The following is a 17625-nucleotide window of genomic DNA, read 5'->3' as shown; positions in this document are numbered from 1 at the left end:
GAGTGAAATATGAGAGTTTTTGCAGGATATGTAACGGTGATCAGCTTTATGCTCATCTTTTTTACCACATTATTTTTTGCGACAGATGAATGGAACAAGGTGCAGAGTTTTCAACAGGAGTTGGAGCATGCGGTGAGCACCGATACGATCGAACTGAACCGTACGAGTTTACTGCTGGATCAGGACGGAAAGGTCTTTTCTGAGGTGAATCGTCCTTTCCGTCTATATGTCCCGGATGAAAAGATTCCGCCGTTCTTAAAGGATATCCTCGTCGCTTCAGAGGATCAGCATTTTTATGAACATGTCGGTTTCGATGCAGGTGCCATCCTGCGTGCTGTCGTGAAAAACCTGGTGTTCACCCACATCCAACAGGGCGGGAGCACCATTACCCAGCAGCTGGCACGCAACCTCTATCTGGGACAGGAAAAGACATACAATCGTAAACTGACAGAGTTATTCTACGCCCATGAAATCGAACAATCTTTGTCAAAAGATGAGATACTGGAGTTATATATGAATGTGATCTACTTCAGTAATGGGGTCTACGGGATTGAAACGGCATCCCAGTACTATTTTCAAAAAAGTGTCACCGAACTCAATCAAGCGGAAATGGCGTTTATCGCTTCGATTCCGAATAACCCGGGAAAATATGATCCCGTCGAACACTTCGATCAAACCAAGGTACGTCAGGAACGACTGCTTGATATTCTAGTGAATACTTCAAAATTATCCAAGGATGAAGCAGAAAAATGGAAGAAAGTTCCCATCACCCTGAATGTCCGCAAGAAAACCGACCTTTACCCGGACTATGCTTTCTATGTGGAGAATGAGTTAAAGGATCTCATCGCTCTAAACGAAGGCTATAAAGTGGAATTGGAAAACGCTTCTTCTGCTGAGGAAAAGAAGAGGATCGCCGGGGAGCTCGAGGAACGTTTTCAGGATGTGATTTCGTCAGGTGTCCGGATTCAAACGGCTTTGCAGCCTGTCCTTCAACAAAGAAGTGTACAGGCGTTGAATGTTCAGCTGCTGGAAGATTTACAGGGGGCCACCGTCACCATCGACAACAAAACTAGAAACATCGTGGCCATCTCCGGAGGGAGAAACTACCAGAAGTATAACTTCAACCATGCGTTTCAAGCTTTCCGCCAGCCGGGATCCGTCATCAAACCACTCCTTGTATACGGTCCCTATATCGAAAAGTACAAGGCAGATATCAATGATAAAGTGAACGCCAATCCTTACTGCATCGGCGACTATTGTCCGATCAACTATGGAGGGGTCCGTCCCGGGACGGTGACGTTGAAACAATCCCTGGCACAATCCTACAACGGATCGGCTGTCCGTCTCATGGAAAAGGTCGGCATTGAAGAAGCCTTCGAATCCATCTCCCCTTTCTCCTTTGAAAGGGTGGTTAACGAAGACAAAACCTATGCCTCTTCCGTAGGTGGTTTCACTTATGGGATGAGTCCCCTTGAATTGACGGATGCCTACACCTCTTTTATTGATGGGAATTATCAGGCTAGTCATGCCATCGTTCACGTAAAGGATAATAATGGTAACATCCTTTATCAATGGAAAAATGATCCTAAGAAGGTTTGGTCTCCGGATACCACAGCTAAGATAAGAAAAATGCTCAATGAAGTAGCCACATCCGGTACCGGAAGAGCCGCTTACGTATCCAAACCCTATGTGGGGATCAAAACCGGGACGACAAATAACTATCATGATTACTGGGTAATGGGTTTGACCGACACACTTACGACAGGCGTATGGGTCGGCCATGACATCCCCCGCGACATGAGCAGGATCGAACACCAGCGTCCAAGCCATAAAATATGGAAGGCCATCATGGAATGACCCCAAACCTACAAAAGAGTCTGCAGCACATGCTGCAGACTCTTTTGTACTATAATTTCACCTTTGACATAATCGGCAAACTTGCCATCACTCCGTTATAAAGCTTCAGAAAAACAAAGAATATCGTCAAAAACAATGATGACCAGGAGAACACCTGTAAACTCACTACTCCCAGGATCCCCCATTTCGAAAGGGACGGGCTGATCTTATACACAAAATAAATAAAGTAGGCAATCGAACTAAGTGCAAAGATGATGAAAAGTCCTAAAAACGACTTTAGACTCACCACAGACAACAAGCCCCCGATGAAGTAAATCATCGAACCTGAACGAACAAGATTATACAACTCCCCATCCGAATCACTGGCGAAAAACAGCATGGATACACCATTGATGGTCTCCGCGATCAGCTTCAAAGCTGCAAACACCATAAAAAAAGCAACCATTAACAGTATCAAAATGGCGAGCTTAAGCTGTATATCGGATAAAAACTCCCTCATGCCGGGATAAACACCGATTTTCTTAAATACGTCTACGAATACGTCCACTCCATAAACGGAAAATGTAAGACTGAACAATAATATTGAAAATAGGGGTAAATAACTTGTTAAGTATGTATTTTTCACTGAAAACTCTCCCATAACGATTCTACAACCACTCTCATCATAATCGTTTATGGGGATCTTGAAAAGGGTATAGAAACAGAAGGAACAATGACAATATGCCTATCTATCTTTGTCTTTTTCAAACAAAAAACTGCCCCTTCTGTAATGGAAGAAAGGACAGCTTCACTGCTGAAATTGGGAATGCGGGACAACTCTGATATATTCCCTGGATTTAAATGGCTGTCTCATGGGGACAGGTTCTTTCGTCATCTCCTCTTCCACTTCTTCCGTTTCGCCGTATTGAACCGGTCTGATATTCATACTTGTCGGGTCTTCGGTTTCAATAATTCCCCGATTAAACCGGTCTTCGGTTTCAACCAGCCACGCAAAGCCAAAAAAAGCAAAAAATATGGTCGTAACCGCTACTGTTTTCTTTTTCATAACTTCACCACCTTATGGATAGGATTCTCCAATTTGACCGAAACTATTCTGTAGGAGCACGGATAAAAGGAGAAAATCCAACAAATTTTTCATGGGACATTTCCGCCTATCTTCATATTTAATACTCCGTGAATAATCTGATACGAATGGAATCCTGAGTAATGCAAGCATTTATTTTTTACGTTATAATGCTCTTTGAGGTTCAGCGTTTGTCGAGGTTTTGAAGGAATTTGCAAGGTTATGGACAGGATCGACATGAGACCATGCTTTAGAATAAATGAATTTTATATGAGGGGGGTTATATATGACTTTATTACATTGGGCTATTTTATCGCCTTTTTTATTTGCCATACTCATTCCATTTCTTTATAAAGCATTTCGGAATGTGCATACCGGCTGGTTTGTACTCTTGTTGCCGGTCGCTTTATTCACTTACTTTTTTCAATTCATCTCCATCACAAAGAACGGAGATACCGTCAAGGAAACCTTGGAGTGGATGCCTTCCTTCGGGATCGACTTCATCGCCTATATCGACGGGCTCGGACTGCTTTTTGCCTTGCTCATCACAGGGATCGGTTCACTGGTTGTCCTATATTCGATTTATTACTTAGATAAAAAGAAAGAACAGTTACATAACTTTTATGTGTACTTGATGATGTTTATGGGAGCGATGCTGGGAGTTGTCCTTTCCGATAACCTGATCGTTCTTTATATGTTCTGGGAATTCACTTCCATATCCTCATTCTTACTGATCGGTTACTGGTATCACCGTGAGCGTTCACGATATGGTGCACAGAAATCCATGCTCATCACCGTATTTGGCGGACTGAGTATGCTGGGAGGGTTCCTGCTTCTCTATCTAATGGGCGGGACCTTCAGCATCAGGGAATTAGTCGGACAGGCCGATCAGCTCATGACTCAGGCACTGTTCCTTCCTGCCTTGCTTCTTGTCCTGTTGGGAGCTTTCACGAAATCCGCTCAATTCCCATTCCATATCTGGCTGCCGGACGCCATGGAAGCACCCACACCTGTCAGTGCGTACCTGCACTCTGCCACCATGGTTAAAGCGGGTATCTACCTCGTCGCCCGCTTGAGCCCGGTGTTCGCAGAATCAAGCGTTTGGTTATGGCTGGTTGGCGGAATCGGGATCTTCACCTTATTCTGGGGGTCTTTCAATGCCGTGAAACAGACGGATCTTAAAGGGATCCTTGCCTTTTCAACCGTCAGTCAGCTCGGTCTCATCATGTCCCTATTGGGAGTGGGGGCGGCGGCTCTTCACTACACAGAGCTGGATGAGAATATTTATATGGTCGCGACACTCGCCGCTGTATTTCATTTGATCAACCACGCGACATTTAAAGGAAGTTTATTCATGGTCGTCGGGATCATTGATCACGAAACGGGTACCCGGGATATCCGGAAGCTTGGCGGGCTGATGAACTTCATGCCCATCACGTTCACCATTGCCATCATCGGGGCATTCTCCATGGCGGGGCTCCCTCCTTTCAACGGGTTCCTTTCCAAAGAAATGTTCTTCACCGGAATGGTCAGGGTCCTGGAAATGGATATTTTCAGCTTGGATACATTCGGCATGATCTTCCCGCTCCTTGCCTGGGTCGGAAGTGTGTTCACGTTCATTTACAGCATGATCCTGGTCTTCAAGACCTTCACCGGGAAGCACCAGCCCGAGAAGCTTGAAAAGAAGCCTCATGAAGCACCGCTTGGAATGTTGATTTCACCTATCATCCTGGCTTCACTCGTAGTCGTATTCGGTTTCTTTCCGAATATCCTTTCAGAGCGGATCATTGCCCCGGCAGTGGAGGCCATCACGCCAAGCCTGATCCAGGAGGGATATGCAGTCGAAACGGAAATTTCATTCTGGCATGGATTTACTCCTGAGCTATTCATGACCTTTGGGGTCATTCTATTTGGAATCCTGTTGTATCTCCTGCTCCCTTCATGGAGGAAGGTGTACAAATGGATCCCTGAACGCTTTACGTTGAACTCTTTCTATGATGGAGGAATGATCAAGAGCGAACGAGGTGCACATAACTTTACGAGGGGATATATGACAGGCTTTATCCGTACGTATCTCGTGTACATCTTCTCCTTTTTGATCGCCATATCGCTGTTTGCACTGTGGTTCAAAGGGGCGTTCACCATCAATACGGAAGAGCTGGCGCCAGTCGGAGTATACGAAATTGCCATTGCGCTTCTCCTTGTGATCAGTTCGGTCACCATCCTGTTTGCAAAATCTCGATTAACGTCCATCATTTCGCTCGGTGCTGCGGGATATACGGTTTCATTATTCTTTGTCTTATTCCGTGCACCGGACCTTGCCCTGACACAGCTAGTCATCGAGACCGTGTCAGTGGCCCTGTTCCTGCTTTGCTTCTATCACCTGCCTCAATTAAGCAGGCATGAAGAACGGATGCGGTTCAAACTGGGGAATGCTTTAATTTCGATCGGGGTCGGAGTGGTCGTCGCTTTATTTGCCATCTCTTCCTACAGTTCGAAAATGTTTGAATCGATCTCGAAGTACTATATTGAGAATACCCATGATAAAGCCGGCGGGGAAAACATGGTCAACGTCATCCTCGTAGACTTCCGTGGGTTTGATACGATGTTTGAAATCTGCGTATTGGCCATTGCGGCATTGGGCATATTCTCCATGATCAAATTGCGTCTTACAAGGAGGGATGAAGGATGAAGGCAAAAGTAAAAACGAATGATGTCATCCTGCAAACCGTAACCAATGTGGTCGCATTCATCATCATCCTGTTTTCATTACGACTTTTCTTCTCGGGTCACTACACCCCGGGGGGAGGGTTCATCGGGGGCCTGATGACGTCTGGGGCCATTGTGTTACTGTTACTGGCGTATGATATCAAGACCGTCGCCACCATTTTACCGGTGGATTACAAAATCGTGACGGCCATCGGTCTGTTCTTTTCCGTGGCCACGGGGGCTGGGGCTTTGTTATTCGATGTCCCTTTCCTTACCCACGCATACGATTATTTTCATCTTCCCCTTTTAGGGAAGACGTCCCTTCATACTGCCGTATTATTTGATACCGGAGTCTATCTTGTTGTCATCGGTGTCACCATGACCATTATTCAAACGATTGGGGTGAGCGAATAATGGAGATTGTAATGGCCGTTGTGGTCGGGATTCTATTCACAAGCGCCGTGTATTTAATGTTATCCAAGAGTTTGCTCCGAATCATCATCGGGACAGCCTTATTAAGTCACGGTGCCCATTTATTAATTCTTTCTGTGAGTGGTCTTAAAGGGGGAGCTGCACCTCTACTTGGGGAACACGCTGAATCCTATGTAGATCCATTGCCACAGGCATTGATCCTGACGGCAATCGTTATCAGCTTTGGAGTGACAGCTTTCTTCCTTGTTCTCGCTTATCGGGCATATCAGGAGCTTGGCACGGATAATATGGATCAGATGAGAGGTAACGAAGGAAATGACTAACTTATTAATACTACCGATTCTAATCCCGTTATTCACGGCGATTATCTTAATGTTTATAAGTAAATATGTGAAAGTACAACGCGGGATCTCGGCTGTATCGACACTGATCACGGTCGCAGCTTCCCTCGTATTGATCAATACAGTACATCAGGACGGAATCCAGACGGTTAACCTGGGGAGCTGGGTGGCCCCCTTTGGAATTACACTGGTTTCCGATATGCTTTCGGCTCTGCTCGTGATGACGACAAGCATCATCACCTTTATAGTGCTGCTCTATTCATTCAAGTCGATTGGGGTCGACCGGGAAAGGTTTTATTACTATCCCGTCGTTCAATTCCTCCTCGTTGGAGTGAACGGAGCCTTCACAACAGGGGATATCTTCAACCTTTTCGTCTTTTTTGAAGTGATGCTGATGAGTTCTTACGTGCTATTGGTTCTTGGCGGGACGAAGGCACAGCTGCGTGAGGGGATCAAATACATTCTCGTGAATGTCATTTCATCCGCCTTATTCGTCATTACCGTTGCATATCTGTATTCCGTCGTCGGAACGCTGAATATGGCGGATATATCAAGAAAAATAGCGGTAGTGAATCAGCCGGGGATCCTAACAGCCATCGCCATCCTGTTTCTATTGGTCTTTGGTCTTAAAGGTGCGATCTTTCCCCTTTACTTCTGGCTGCCCGGCTCTTACTATGCGCCACCGACCCCCGTGCTCGCTATGTTCGGAGCCCTGCTTACGAAGGTCGGCGTTTATTCAATTATCCGGACATACACGTTATTTTTCTATCACGACACCGGATTTACCCATGAGATCCTCGGCATACTGGCCATCCTTACCATGGTGCTTGGCTGTATCGGCGCCATTGCCTATTGGGATGTTAAAAAGATCATCATCTATAACATCGTCATTGCCGTCGGTGTGATCTTGTTCGGGGTATCGACGATGAATCCCGAAGCACTGGAGGGTTCCATTTATTACCTGGTTCATGACATGATCATCAAAGCCGCTTTATTCCTTCTGGTCGGCGTCATGATTGCCATAACCGGCACGGCCAACCTGAGGAAAATGGGCGGATTGATCAAGCACTATCCGTGGCTTGGGTGGACGTTCCTCGTCGCCGCATTCTCCCTTGCCGGCATCCCGCCTTTAAGCGGATTTATCGGGAAATTTTTAATCGTGCGGGGAAGCTTTGCGGGAGAAGACTATGTAGGGGCAGGAATCGTCCTTGCTTCAAGTCTATTGGTGCTCTACTCCGTCATTAAGATTTTCCTGAATGGTATTTGGGGAACCCCGAAGGAATATAACGGGGTTTCAAAAGGGGACGCACGTTATTTATGGATGACTTCAGCCGTACTCGTTGTGCTTGCTGTAGGTTACGGCCTGGGTGCCGAAGCGTTGCGTCCACTCTTCTCACAAGCAACCGAAGTACTGGTGAACCCGGATCTCTATATAGACGCAGTGTTAAAGGAGTAATGCAGAATGGCTTTTCAAATTTTATTAAACTTTTTCCTGGCCTTTGTCTGGATGTTTCTTTCGGTATCCTTTACTTCTCAGTCATTCATTATTGGCTTTTTACTAGGATTGCTTATTATCTTTGCATTCAGAAGATTTTTCAACTCCCGTTTTTATTTGTTACGGGTCGCAGCCGTGATCAGTTTACTTTTCCTCTTCTTGAAGGAACTGATTCTGGCAAACATTGCGGTTCTGAAAACCATTTTGAGGCAAAAGCTGGACTTCCAGCCGGGAATTTTCGCTCTACCGACAGAATTAAAAACCGATTGGGAGATTACGCTGCTTGCGAATCTCATCACCCTGACACCCGGGACACTCGTCATGGATGTGTCGTATGACAATAAGATTCTGTATGTTCATGCCATCGATATTCCCGATGTGGATGAAGCCATCAATGAGATTAAAGATTCCTTTGAGAAAGCCATCATGGAGGTGAGCCGCTGATGTTACACCTGATCTTTCAAATTACATTGCTATGCGTTTCCCTCTCCATGCTCGGCCTGGTATACAGAGTCGTGAAAGGTCCCACGACCCCTGACCGGGTAGTGGCACTGGATGCGATCGGCATTAACCTGATCGCCATCATTGCGCTCGTTTCCATGATGCTCGATACGTACGCCTTTCTCGAAGTGATCCTGCTTCTGGGAATCCTTGCTTTCCTCGGGACCGTCGCCTTTTCAAAGTTCTTAGAGAAAGGGGAGATCATCGAACGTGAGCGAGATCATTAGATTTTTCATCGGATTTTTCTTAGTCATTGGAGGATTTCTCAGCCTGGTCACCGCTTTCGGCTTATTGAGACTTCCGGATGTATATACGAGGAACCATGCTGCTTCAAAAAGTGCGACGCTCGGGGTCATGTCGATCCTGCTCGCGACTTTCCTTTACTTTTATCTGGAGCATGGGCATTTCAATTCAAGACTGATCCTGGCCATCGTCTTCATTTTTGTGACGGCACCTGTCTCTGGTCATCTCATCTCCCGGGCCGCCTACAACTCAGGCGTAAAGCTTTGGGACAAAAGTGTACGGGATGATTTAAAGGATAAAGAACAATACGAGCGTCAGAACAGTCAATGACGATCAAAAAGGCTTGACCCCATTCATAAGGGTCAAGCCTTTTGTCTTGTCTATCGCTGATACAGGTGGTCTTCGACGCTTCCATCCTGCTTATGGACAACCAGTGTACCGGAATGATCCGTCACATAGTCTTTGGCTTTTGAGAGAAGCTTATCCTTGGTGTCCTCCACCATGATGGCCCTCTTCCCGTCAGCCTTTTTCAACTGCCAGCCGTCGTCATGGGGGGCTACATGATATTCGGTCTTATCCGATGTGCTCCCCTCTTCAGACTGATGGGCACGGTCCGTCGCAATGGCAATCGCCCTACCCTCCTCGTAGCCTTCGTCCAGAAGGGCATTGGCGATTTCTATGGCTTTGTTTCGAACGTCTGAAGGCAGGTTTTTCAGTGAATCAGGATAATCATTTTTTGTCCAACTCATTTGTATTGGCCTCCTAATATATTGGTTAGTAGTTGATTTCCCATTTTTTCACTGTTTAAACCTATATGCTGCTATCGTTTTGGAACGACGGCCATGGTGCATCGTGATACACAGATTAAGTGATCGTCCTCATCGGTGATCTTGATCTCCCAAACCATCGTGGTCCTGCCTTGATGCATGACGGTCCCGGTCGCCGTGACAACGCCATCCCGCTTCGCTTTAATGTGGTTCGCGTTGATTTCAAGGCCAAAGCATATTTCTTTATCAAGGTCGATCAATTGTACCGCCCCTACACTCGCAACCGTTTCTGCAAGTGCCACTGAAGCCCCGCCGTGAAGGAATCCGAACGGCTGCCTCGTCTGTTCATTCACCGGCATCGTCGCAATGACTTTTCCCTTCCCCAGCTCTTTAAATTCTATCCCTAACGCACTGATCAATGTATTCTCCATATTCACGTGAATCACCTCATATTCTATTCTTCTCTATTATCTGTTCGAGAAAGACCGTTAAAACCCTTTAATTTTCCACCTATCCCCGTCATGCTTTCAATTGATGAATAATCCTCCACTCCCTTTCATACATATCCTTAGAGCGATTTCTACCTGAAAGGGGTCAATGTCATGTATCGTTATCATCCATTTTATCCGCCCGTCCAACGCCCCTACTCTCCCATTCATTCCAGGGCCCAACCATTACCTGCCTACAATCGGAACTATCCTCCGATCCAGACGAAAACGTTCATGTCTTCAGCAGGTAAGACGTTGAACTTACTGGGAGATGCCCAGAAGGTTCTCCAAAAGATCAACACCTCCAAAGAATTCTCATCGAAATTCATGAACGCAGCACAGCAATCGAATGTAGCTGAAGTACATAAACTACTTCAAACCATCGGCACCAGTGTACAGCCCATTGTCTCATTTAACCCTGACGGAGTGCGCCTCGTCTTTGACGAAAAGCTTGGACAAGTGGATTGCTGTCATCTGATTGTGATCGTCCGCTGGATGTAACATCCGACTTCCTTTTGCACAAAAAAGAAGCAAGGGCATGCCCTTGCTTCTTTCCTTTATAATATGATCGCTGCAATCCAACCGAACAGGATCAGTGGGATATTATAGTGTAAAAAGGTTGGGACACATGTATCCCAAATGTGATTATGCTGTCCGTCCGCATTCAGCCCGGCTGTCGGTCCAAGCGTACTGTCCGATGCAGGTGACCCCGCATCCCCAAGTGCACCTGCTGTGCCGACAATCGCAATCGTTGCGAGTGGGCTGAACCCAAGCTCAATGGCAAGGGGGACAAAGATGGCTGCGATGATCGGAATCGTCGCGAATGAAGAACCGATCCCCATGGTCACCAGAAGCCCGACCACCAGCATGAGGAGGGCTGCAAGAGCCTGGTTGCCTCCAATGACGTCTGCTGTCGCTTTCACCAATGTTTCTACATCACCCGTTGCCTGTACCACTGCCGCAAAGCCTGATGCCGTAATCATCACGAACCCGATGAAGGCCATCATCTTCATCCCTTCATTGAGTAAACCGTCTGCTTCTTTCCATTTAACTGAACCTGAAAGATAAAGGACGGCAATCCCGGCCAGTGCCCCGAAGATCATCGATTCCAGCTGAAGCTGAACGTATAAGGCCACTACGATGGAAATAAGCGCGAAAATCATCGCCCGTTTATTGTAAACGACCTTTTCCTCTGCGACCACTTCTCTCGCTTCACTGTAGTCCCTTGGCTTTCTGTAACTCACAAACACGGCAACCAGTAACCCGATTACCATTCCTCCTACAGGGAGAAGCATCGCTTTCGGAATGTCGCTCAAGTTGATCTCCATTCCGCTCGAAGCCATGTTCTGAGCGATGATTTCATGGAACTGCAAACCAAACCCTACCGGCAACAGAATATATGGGGCCGTCAATCCAAACGTAATCACCGAGGCGATTAAGCGTCTATCGATGCGCAACTCTGTCATCACCTTCAACAATGGTGGAATCAGAATCGGAATAAAGGCGATGTGAATCGGAATCACATTTTGTGAAAAACAAGCCATAATTAAAATGGAAATGACAATAAGTGCTTTTGATAAGGCTGTCTTTCTTGAATCTCCTTTTTTCCCGACGACCTTCAACACCCAGTCAACGAGTAGATTGGGGATTCCCGTATAGGAAATCGCTACGGCAAATCCTCCTAGTAATGCATAACTTAACGCGATACTTGCCCCGCCGCTGATTCCCTCAGTAAACACGGAAATCGTCTCGTCCAACCCCAGTCCGCCTGTCAGTCCCCCGACTAACGCACCGGTGATCAGAGCGAACACAACGTTCACGCGTACCAGACTCAGTACCAGCATGACAAGAACCGCTATAACCACTGCGTTCATAATTACTTCCTCCTTAAGATAGTTGATTTATTGATTTGTTGAATTGATTTAGTACGTTGTTTTAGCTCGTTGCTTTAGTTCGCTAAATTGGTAGAGTAATAAAATCACGATTTCAACTTTAACAAGATAAAGAGAGTTTGTCAATACTTTAGCAGGATGAAAGATGGAGTGGGGTTTTTTGGCAGCGGGGTATCGTGGGAGTGGGCTAGTTATGGTTAGCTGAGGTGGTTTTATTTTACCATTAAGTGTAAAAAGGCTGGATTTTTCATTAAATCGGCTGGATTCGGACTTAAAACGGACGGATTTTTCGCCATTCCAACGGGTTACCATTCCACTTAGACCGGATACAGTACCGTTCCGACTGGGTTCCACTCTACTTTACCCCAATCCGTCACTATTTCGAGCAGTTTCCATTCTAATAAGGACCTGCAAATCACCTCTTATAGCTTAAATACATCTATTCATAGACTTCTTATGGATCTGTTTATGCTTTGAACAGAGTGGGCATCTGGTATTTGCGTCGTTTTCGAAGGGGATTGCGTCATTTCCGGACAGGATTGCGTCATTTTTTCCACATTTGCGTCTTTTACCAATTATCTCCTAAGTCCACACCCATTCGGAACAAGACACATCCTCTAAGCCACATCTACTAGAATCCACGATATCTCCTACAAAAAAAGCCTCCTTTCAACGCCCCCACCAAACTGAGGCATTGAAAAGAGACTCTCTCAACATGTTTATAATGTTATTTCTCTAAAGGTTCAAACCGTTCGACCAGTAATGCAAGCGTCCTTGCCATGACACCTGTCGCACCTGAAGGGCCGAGATCGTGGCTTCCTTTTGTTGTGGCCGTTCCTGCGATATCCAGATGCACCCAAGGCAGGCCTTCGGCAAACTCCCCGACGAATGCCCCACCCATGATGGCGTGGCCAGCGCGGCCCGGTGAGTTGTTCAGGTCGGCGATATCACTTCCGCGTACGCGCTTTTTGTCATTTTCCGTATAAGGAAGCTGCCAAATGTATTCGCCTGATTCACCTGAAGCTTCCAGCACCTGCTCGAAGAAGGCTTCATTGTTTGTGAGGGCCCCTGTTTTATCCTCACCCAAGGCGACGATGACACCGCCCGTCAAGGTTGCAACGTCCACCAGGTAGTTCGCTCCCTGATGCTTCGCATAGGTCATGCCGTCAGCAAGGGCGAGACGGCCTTCAGCGTCGGTATTCAATACTTCGATGGTTTTACCGCTCATGGATGTAATGACATCGTCCGGCTTGAATGCAGCGCCGCTCACCATATTGTCCGTTGAAGGGATGACGGCAACGACATTTTGTTCAGGTTTGATTTCACCGATGATTTCCATGGCACCGAGAACAGCCGCAGCACCGCCCATATCGGTTTTCATCCCGACGATTCCATCCTTTGGTTTAAGAGAGTAGCCGCCTGTATCAAATGTGATCCCTTTTCCGACCAAACCGATGACATCTTTCCACTCGTCCTTCCCGTTATACTTCAGGACGATCATCTTAGGCGGTTCCACGGATCCCTGGTTTACGGCAAGAAGGGCTCCCATGCCCAGATGCTCCATTTCCTCTTTGTCCAGGATCTCCACTTCAAAATTGTAGCGCTCGGCCAATTCCATTGCATATTCTGCCAATTTTGTCGAGGTTAATAGATTGCCAGGAGTATTGACGAGTGTACGGGCTGAATTTACCCCGTTACCGAAGGCGGATCCAATCTGTAAAGCCGTCTCTACTTCTTTTGAATCTGCTTTTGTATAAAACTCGATCGCTTCTACATGGACTTCAGGCTGATTCGATTTTTTCTTATAACCATGGAACTCATATGTAGACATCGTGAAGGCTTCTGTGAACGCATGGGCTACATCCGTTGCCACCATTTCCTCAGAAACAAATGTGTCGAGTGCGACAGAAAATGAAGATACTCTCATATCCTTCAGGGATTTTGACGCTGCCCCCAATGATTCTTTTAAAAGATCGAATGTCAGCTCTTTTTGCTTTCCAAGACCTACGAATACGATTCGTTTCGCATCCAGTTTTCCAAACGTATGTATCTTTGAAACTTTCTTGTGCCTGGAAGATATATCTCCATCTTTCACAAGCTGTGTTAGATAGCCTTCAAACGTATGATCGAGTGCTTTCAGCTCTCCCTCGAATGTTGGCTGATTGTAAATCCCAACGATCAGGCATTCTCCATTTGCAGTGGTTACTTCATTTTGATTAATAGAAAATTTCATGTTAACCGACACCTCCACTCTCTATTATAGCGAAGATATCCAATTATTTCGACTTTCTAACAATCCGGTCTGCAAAGTTAGACCAGGTGTAAATGGGGTATGATATAATGAGAACATTATTTTTATTCAAACATTTGAAAGGGTGGCATTTTACAGCATGGAAGTCTTGTTTAATTTCCCATTATGGGCGTCTTTATTTTCCATCTTTTTTGCTCAGTTTGTAAAGGTTCCCATACAGTTCATCGCCACGAGGGAATGGAATTGGTCACTGATCACCTCGACAGGCGGGATGCCGAGTTCCCACTCTGCAGCCGTGACCGCATTATCCACCGGGGTGGCCCTTGAAGTGGGACTCTCCTCACCCATCTTCGCCGTATCCGCCATGTTTGCCATCATTACGATGTTTGATGCGACAGGTGTCAGAAGGCAGGCAGGGGAACAGGCTATCGTGCTCAATCAATTGATGGTGGATTTCCAGAAGTTCATGTCAGAAGCCAAAGGCTGGCAGAACAAACCTGAACAGGAAAAGCGCAAGGAGCTGAAGGAATTACTGGGTCATAAACCCATTGAAGTATTCTTTGGTGGACTTTCAGGAATCATCCTGACGCTTCTTCTTCATTATTTCTTCATCGCCTAGGAGTGTGACTATGAGAATCATTTCGATATGCCCGAGTAATACGGAAATCATCGATTATTTGGGGTTGACCCCTCAGCTTGCAGGCGTCGATGATTACTCCGACTATCCCGAAGAAGTGAATTCCCTTCCACGGCTTGGACCGGACCTCTCCATCGACATGGATAAGCTACAGTCCTTGAAGCCCGATCTGGTGTTGTCATCATTAAGCGTACCCGGTATGGAAAAGAATATAGAAGAACTGGAAAAAAGGGATATCCCCCACATCACGCTGAACCCACAAAGTTTCACTGACATTGCCGATGATCTTTTAACGGTTGGAAGAGCATGTGGGATCGAAGGGCATGCCATAGGGCGCCAACGGGAATTCATGGATACGGTGAATCGCTTAAAAGACATCGGGGCCAAGGTTTCAAATCCTCCTTCCCTGTATTGGGAATGGTGGCCGAAGCCTGTTTTCACCCCGGGAAAGATCAATTGGCTGACCGAGTTGAGCGAAATGACCGGTGCACGGAACATCTTTCGTGATGTCGAACTCGCAAGCGTCCAAACCGATTGGGAGGATGTAGTGAAGCGCAATCCGGATTATATCTGCCTTGCATGGGTAGGGGTTCAGCAAGACCGAGTGAAGCCGGAAATCGTGAAGAAACGGCCTGGCTGGAACGCACTGGATGCTGTGCAAAAAGACCGGATCTTTGTCCTGGAAGAAGCCCTCTATTGCCGACCTTCCCCCCTTCTTTTAAAAGGGGCGGTAAAGCTTGCGGGGCTTCTTCATCCCGAACTGTATCATATGGAACAATCACGCATGGAATAGGAGACGCTCCATTCAGTAAAAATGCCTGCTCACAATGAGCAGGCATTTTTCTTAAGGATCATAGGTTTCGCATCCTATTATTTCTTATGAACCGAGGCATCGTAAATCGAATCTACCGCCTTTTTCAACGCTGCATCAAACTCATCCGCAGATTGATCGGCATTCAAGTCAGAAGCCAATGCCCGGGAGAAGCTCGCAATCACGCCGTCATTTTCTTTCAGCTTCTCATTCGCTTCTTCACGGGAGTAGCCGCCTGAAAGCGCAACGACACGCACGACGCGTGGATGCCCGACTAATTCTTTATATGCATTCGCCTTCGTTGGGATCGAGAGCTTCAACATGACGTTTTCCTCTTCTGATAGACCATTCAGATGCTTCCTGATTTCATCGCAGAGGATTTCTTCGGATTTCTCCTTTTGTTCACTGTGAATATTCACTTCAGGTTCGATGATTGGGATCAAACCGGCCTCGATGATGCGCTTTCCGATTTCAAATTGCTGCTCGACTACTTCCTTGATGCCATCAGGATTGGGCTCATGGATGACGGAGCGCATTTTCGTGCCAAAGATCTTCCGTTCATTGGCTCGGCGGAGAGTGTCATCCAAATCGGGGATCGGTTTCATGAGCTGGACGCCGTTTTTCTGCTCAGCCAGTCCTTTATCCACTTTCAAGAATGGGACGATGCCTTTATCAGCCAGGTAGTCCGCTGTATATTTCCCTTCGATTTCGCGGTCCACCGTTTGTTCAAAAAGGATGACCCCGAGGATGCTGTCGGCGCTGAAGGCTGGGGAAGTGATGATTCGCGTCCGCATTTCATGGACCTTATCAAACATCTGGTCCTCACCTGAATAGGAGTCTTCGAGCACCCCGTACGCTGCCAAGGCCTTTGGGGTACTGCCGCCGCTTTGATCGAGGGCTGCGATGAATCCTTTACCGTTCTTCATTTTGTCGAATTGACTTTTGTTCATACCTTCCACTCCTTATGGTTTCGTATCTACCTGTACTTTTCCCTTTCTCCCCATGTTCAAACACTGTCACATAAAGATGGGCCCGATGCTGTTTCCTTGTAAAGTACTACTGAAAGTCTTCCTGTCACTCAACTAAAAAAGCACGCAGCTTCACTGAACTGCGTGCTTACCGTTTATTCTTTTTCAGGCGATAATATCTGCTGCCTGAACACTTGCATGGATTTGTTTTCATTAAGGTCCACTAATTGCTGTTCGGATAATTCACCCGAACCCATCTGTATCACATAGACGTCTGTTGTCTGCTTGCCCCATTCGTTATACACATCGTCAACTGTTTCATAATAAAGGTCCAACTTATTTCCTTTGATTGCGCTCCCCGTATCGGCCACGACCCCATATCCGTAATGAGGGATAAAAAGGATGGTGCCGATGGGATAGACGGAAGTATCCGCTGCGATCGTAGAATACAGATCACGTTTCACTTTCACTCCTGAGTATGTAATGCCATAAAGGGGATGCCCCGGGTCCTTTCCGGTCGATTCGACGCCGGCCGTATAGCCCGTCGCGACAACCGTATGTTTCGTATATTGATCCCAATCAACGGATTCTTCCAATGTAAGGGGTTTTGCAGATGCGCTCGCTGACACTTTTGTCTCATACCCTGCAAACCTTTTGAGAAACTTCAATGATAAATTCAGGGGACTTGTCTTATGCTCTTTATAATCCAGGCTTGTTTGATCACCGTCACCCTTGTCCATCAACCAGGTTTTAAAGGTTTGAGCCTCTACTCCAGACACTGATTGAAAGGTCGTTCCGAGTGCAAGGATAAACAAACTGACCATAACGAATCTCTTCGTCCAAATAGTAAATAGATTCATGTATTCACTCCTCCCACCCTTAATACTTCCCATTGGGGAGGAGATATATGCATAAATTGATAAAAAAATCGAATAGTTTCAATATTTGGAAATTAATTGGAAGCGTGATTTCCTGCAAAATCCTCTTTTGAAACAGTGATTTCTTACTTCAACTAGTATGTTCAATTTCTCAAGATACTTCCATAAATAAAAACTTCTTTTTGAAAAGCTTTAGATGAAAAATAGCGAAAAACTTATACTTGGACCGTTCCTTTCCGCTCCAGGCACTCTTTTTCCAAAAGAGACTAAATCTCTAATCATTCAAAATAAA

Annotated in this window: 19 protein-coding genes; 11 read left to right on the top strand and 8 right to left on the bottom strand. The window is 46.3% G+C overall.

Going from position 1 to position 17625, the window contains the following annotated elements:
* The first annotated feature begins 9 nt into the window (after positions 1–9).
* Complete coding sequence (locus CN378_RS01245) at positions 10–1857, top strand: transglycosylase domain-containing protein (RefSeq protein ID WP_098350108.1); 1848 nt, start codon at positions 10–12, stop codon at positions 1855–1857.
* Positions 1858–1906: 49 nt separating this feature from the next.
* Here the strand turns inward: CN378_RS01245 and CN378_RS01240 are convergent, their stop codons facing one another.
* Together CN378_RS01240 and CN378_RS01235 are read right to left on the bottom strand one after the other, a co-directional pair.
* Positions 1907–2482, bottom strand: a complete 576-nt coding sequence (locus CN378_RS01240) for a DUF5366 family protein (RefSeq protein ID WP_098350107.1) — start codon at positions 2480–2482, stop codon at positions 1907–1909.
* 162 nt (positions 2483–2644) lie between these two features.
* Positions 2645–2902, bottom strand: coding sequence for a hypothetical protein (locus tag CN378_RS01235; RefSeq protein WP_098350106.1), 258 nt, complete (start codon positions 2900–2902; stop codon positions 2645–2647).
* A gap of 304 nt (positions 2903–3206) precedes the next feature.
* Here CN378_RS01235 and CN378_RS01230 point away from each other — a divergent pair, with 304 nt between their 5' ends.
* Genes CN378_RS01230 through mnhG form a run of 7 tightly spaced genes read left to right on the top strand, consistent with a single transcriptional unit; the run spans position 3207 to position 8971 of the window.
* Entirely contained in the window at positions 3207–5612 is a 2406-nt protein-coding gene (locus CN378_RS01230) for a Na+/H+ antiporter subunit A (protein ID WP_142323559.1), read from the top strand.
* Entirely contained in the window at positions 5609–6043 is a 435-nt protein-coding gene (locus CN378_RS01225; protein WP_098350105.1) for a Na(+)/H(+) antiporter subunit B, read from the top strand. Before CN378_RS01230 ends, CN378_RS01225 begins: the two co-directional genes overlap by 4 nt.
* A complete protein-coding gene (locus CN378_RS01220; RefSeq protein WP_098350104.1) occupies positions 6043–6384 on the top strand; it encodes a Na(+)/H(+) antiporter subunit C in 342 nt (113 codons plus the stop codon). The genes CN378_RS01225 and CN378_RS01220 overlap by 1 nt, the downstream gene beginning before the upstream one ends.
* Positions 6377–7858 carry a Na+/H+ antiporter subunit D gene (locus tag CN378_RS01215; protein WP_098350103.1) on the top strand — a complete coding sequence of 494 codons (1482 nt, stop codon included), beginning with the start codon at positions 6377–6379 and terminating at the stop codon, positions 7856–7858. The genes CN378_RS01220 and CN378_RS01215 overlap by 8 nt, the downstream gene beginning before the upstream one ends.
* 6 nt (positions 7859–7864) lie before the next feature.
* Positions 7865–8341: a Na+/H+ antiporter subunit E gene (locus CN378_RS01210; RefSeq protein WP_098350102.1), complete on the top strand. Its 477-nt coding sequence runs from the start codon at positions 7865–7867 to the stop codon at positions 8339–8341.
* Entirely contained in the window at positions 8341–8625 is a 285-nt protein-coding gene (locus tag CN378_RS01205; RefSeq protein WP_098350101.1) for a Na(+)/H(+) antiporter subunit F1, read from the top strand. Before CN378_RS01210 ends, CN378_RS01205 begins: the two co-directional genes overlap by 1 nt.
* On the top strand, positions 8609–8971 hold the full coding sequence (gene mnhG, locus CN378_RS01200; RefSeq protein WP_098350100.1) for a monovalent cation/H(+) antiporter subunit G: 363 nt from the start codon (positions 8609–8611) through the stop codon (positions 8969–8971). Before CN378_RS01205 ends, mnhG begins: the two co-directional genes overlap by 17 nt.
* Positions 8972–9021: 50 nt before the next feature.
* Here mnhG and CN378_RS01195 read toward each other — a convergent pair whose 3' ends face one another.
* Both CN378_RS01195 and CN378_RS01190 read right to left on the bottom strand, forming a co-directional pair.
* Positions 9022–9390 carry a DUF2188 domain-containing protein gene (locus CN378_RS01195; protein WP_098350099.1) on the bottom strand — a complete coding sequence of 123 codons (369 nt, stop codon included), beginning with the start codon at positions 9388–9390 and terminating at the stop codon, positions 9022–9024.
* A gap of 71 nt (positions 9391–9461) precedes the next feature.
* Entirely contained in the window at positions 9462–9839 is a 378-nt protein-coding gene (locus CN378_RS01190; protein ID WP_218924811.1) for a PaaI family thioesterase, read from the bottom strand.
* 171 nt (positions 9840–10010) lie between these two features.
* On the opposite strand from CN378_RS01190, the gene CN378_RS01185 reads away from it, so the two are divergent.
* Positions 10011–10397, top strand: a complete 387-nt coding sequence (locus tag CN378_RS01185; protein WP_098350097.1) for a YuzC family spore coat inner layer protein — start codon at positions 10011–10013, stop codon at positions 10395–10397.
* Positions 10398–10453: 56 nt separating this feature from the next.
* Here CN378_RS01185 and CN378_RS01180 read toward each other — a convergent pair whose 3' ends face one another.
* Entirely contained in the window at positions 10454–11770 is a 1317-nt protein-coding gene (locus CN378_RS01180) for a Na+/H+ antiporter family protein (protein WP_098350096.1), read from the bottom strand.
* A 745-nt stretch (positions 11771–12515) separates the two neighbouring features.
* Complete coding sequence (locus CN378_RS01175; RefSeq protein ID WP_098350095.1) at positions 12516–14021, bottom strand: leucyl aminopeptidase; 1506 nt, start codon at positions 14019–14021, stop codon at positions 12516–12518.
* Between the two features lie 157 nt (positions 14022–14178).
* Between CN378_RS01175 and CN378_RS01170 the strand changes: the two genes are divergently transcribed.
* On the top strand, positions 14179–14658 hold the full coding sequence (locus tag CN378_RS01170; protein ID WP_098350094.1) for a divergent PAP2 family protein: 480 nt from the start codon (positions 14179–14181) through the stop codon (positions 14656–14658).
* A 10-nt stretch (positions 14659–14668) separates the two neighbouring features.
* Positions 14669–15469 carry a cobalamin-binding protein gene (locus tag CN378_RS01165; protein ID WP_098350093.1) on the top strand — a complete coding sequence of 267 codons (801 nt, stop codon included), beginning with the start codon at positions 14669–14671 and terminating at the stop codon, positions 15467–15469.
* A gap of 77 nt (positions 15470–15546) precedes the next feature.
* On the opposite strand, the gene CN378_RS01160 is transcribed toward CN378_RS01165, so the two are convergent.
* On the bottom strand, positions 15547–16437 hold the full coding sequence (locus CN378_RS01160) for a fructose bisphosphate aldolase (RefSeq protein ID WP_098350092.1): 891 nt from the start codon (positions 16435–16437) through the stop codon (positions 15547–15549).
* A gap of 173 nt (positions 16438–16610) precedes the next feature.
* Positions 16611–17315, bottom strand: a complete 705-nt coding sequence (locus CN378_RS01155; protein ID WP_098350091.1) for a 3D domain-containing protein — start codon at positions 17313–17315, stop codon at positions 16611–16613.
* Positions 17316–17625: the final 310 nt, after the last annotated feature.

This window comes from Bacillus sp. AFS015802 (assembly GCF_002561455.1).
Taxonomy (GTDB): Bacteria; Bacillota; Bacilli; order Bacillales; family Bacillaceae_B; genus Rossellomorea.
The sequence above is the reverse complement of the archived record's forward strand: the minus strand, read 5'-3'. Positions and strand labels throughout refer to the sequence as shown.

Coding starts and splice junctions, on each gene's coding strand:
- CN378_RS01245 (WP_098350108.1), top strand. CDS start 10: ATGAGAGTTTTTGCAGGATATGTAACGGTGATCAGCTTTATGCTCATC.
- CN378_RS01235 (WP_098350106.1), bottom strand. CDS start 2,902: ATGAAAAAGAAAACAGTAGCGGTTACGACCATATTTTTTGCTTTTTTT.
- CN378_RS01230 (WP_142323559.1), top strand. CDS start 3,207: ATGACTTTATTACATTGGGCTATTTTATCGCCTTTTTTATTTGCCATA.
- CN378_RS01225 (WP_098350105.1), top strand. CDS start 5,609: ATGAAGGCAAAAGTAAAAACGAATGATGTCATCCTGCAAACCGTAACC.
- CN378_RS01220 (WP_098350104.1), top strand. CDS start 6,043: ATGGAGATTGTAATGGCCGTTGTGGTCGGGATTCTATTCACAAGCGCC.
- CN378_RS01215 (WP_098350103.1), top strand. CDS start 6,377: ATGACTAACTTATTAATACTACCGATTCTAATCCCGTTATTCACGGCG.
- CN378_RS01210 (WP_098350102.1), top strand. CDS start 7,865: ATGGCTTTTCAAATTTTATTAAACTTTTTCCTGGCCTTTGTCTGGATG.
- CN378_RS01205 (WP_098350101.1), top strand. CDS start 8,341: ATGTTACACCTGATCTTTCAAATTACATTGCTATGCGTTTCCCTCTCC.
- CN378_RS01195 (WP_098350099.1), bottom strand. CDS start 9,390: ATGAGTTGGACAAAAAATGATTATCCTGATTCACTGAAAAACCTGCCT.
- CN378_RS01190 (WP_218924811.1), bottom strand. CDS start 9,839: ATGGAGAATACATTGATCAGTGCGTTAGGGATAGAATTTAAAGAGCTG.
- CN378_RS01185 (WP_098350097.1), top strand. CDS start 10,011: ATGTATCGTTATCATCCATTTTATCCGCCCGTCCAACGCCCCTACTCT.
- CN378_RS01180 (WP_098350096.1), bottom strand. CDS start 11,770: ATGAACGCAGTGGTTATAGCGGTTCTTGTCATGCTGGTACTGAGTCTG.
- CN378_RS01175 (WP_098350095.1), bottom strand. CDS start 14,021: ATGAAATTTTCTATTAATCAAAATGAAGTAACCACTGCAAATGGAGAA.
- CN378_RS01170 (WP_098350094.1), top strand. CDS start 14,179: ATGGAAGTCTTGTTTAATTTCCCATTATGGGCGTCTTTATTTTCCATC.
- CN378_RS01165 (WP_098350093.1), top strand. CDS start 14,669: ATGAGAATCATTTCGATATGCCCGAGTAATACGGAAATCATCGATTAT.
- CN378_RS01160 (WP_098350092.1), bottom strand. CDS start 16,437: ATGAACAAAAGTCAATTCGACAAAATGAAGAACGGTAAAGGATTCATC.
- CN378_RS01155 (WP_098350091.1), bottom strand. CDS start 17,315: ATGAATCTATTTACTATTTGGACGAAGAGATTCGTTATGGTCAGTTTG.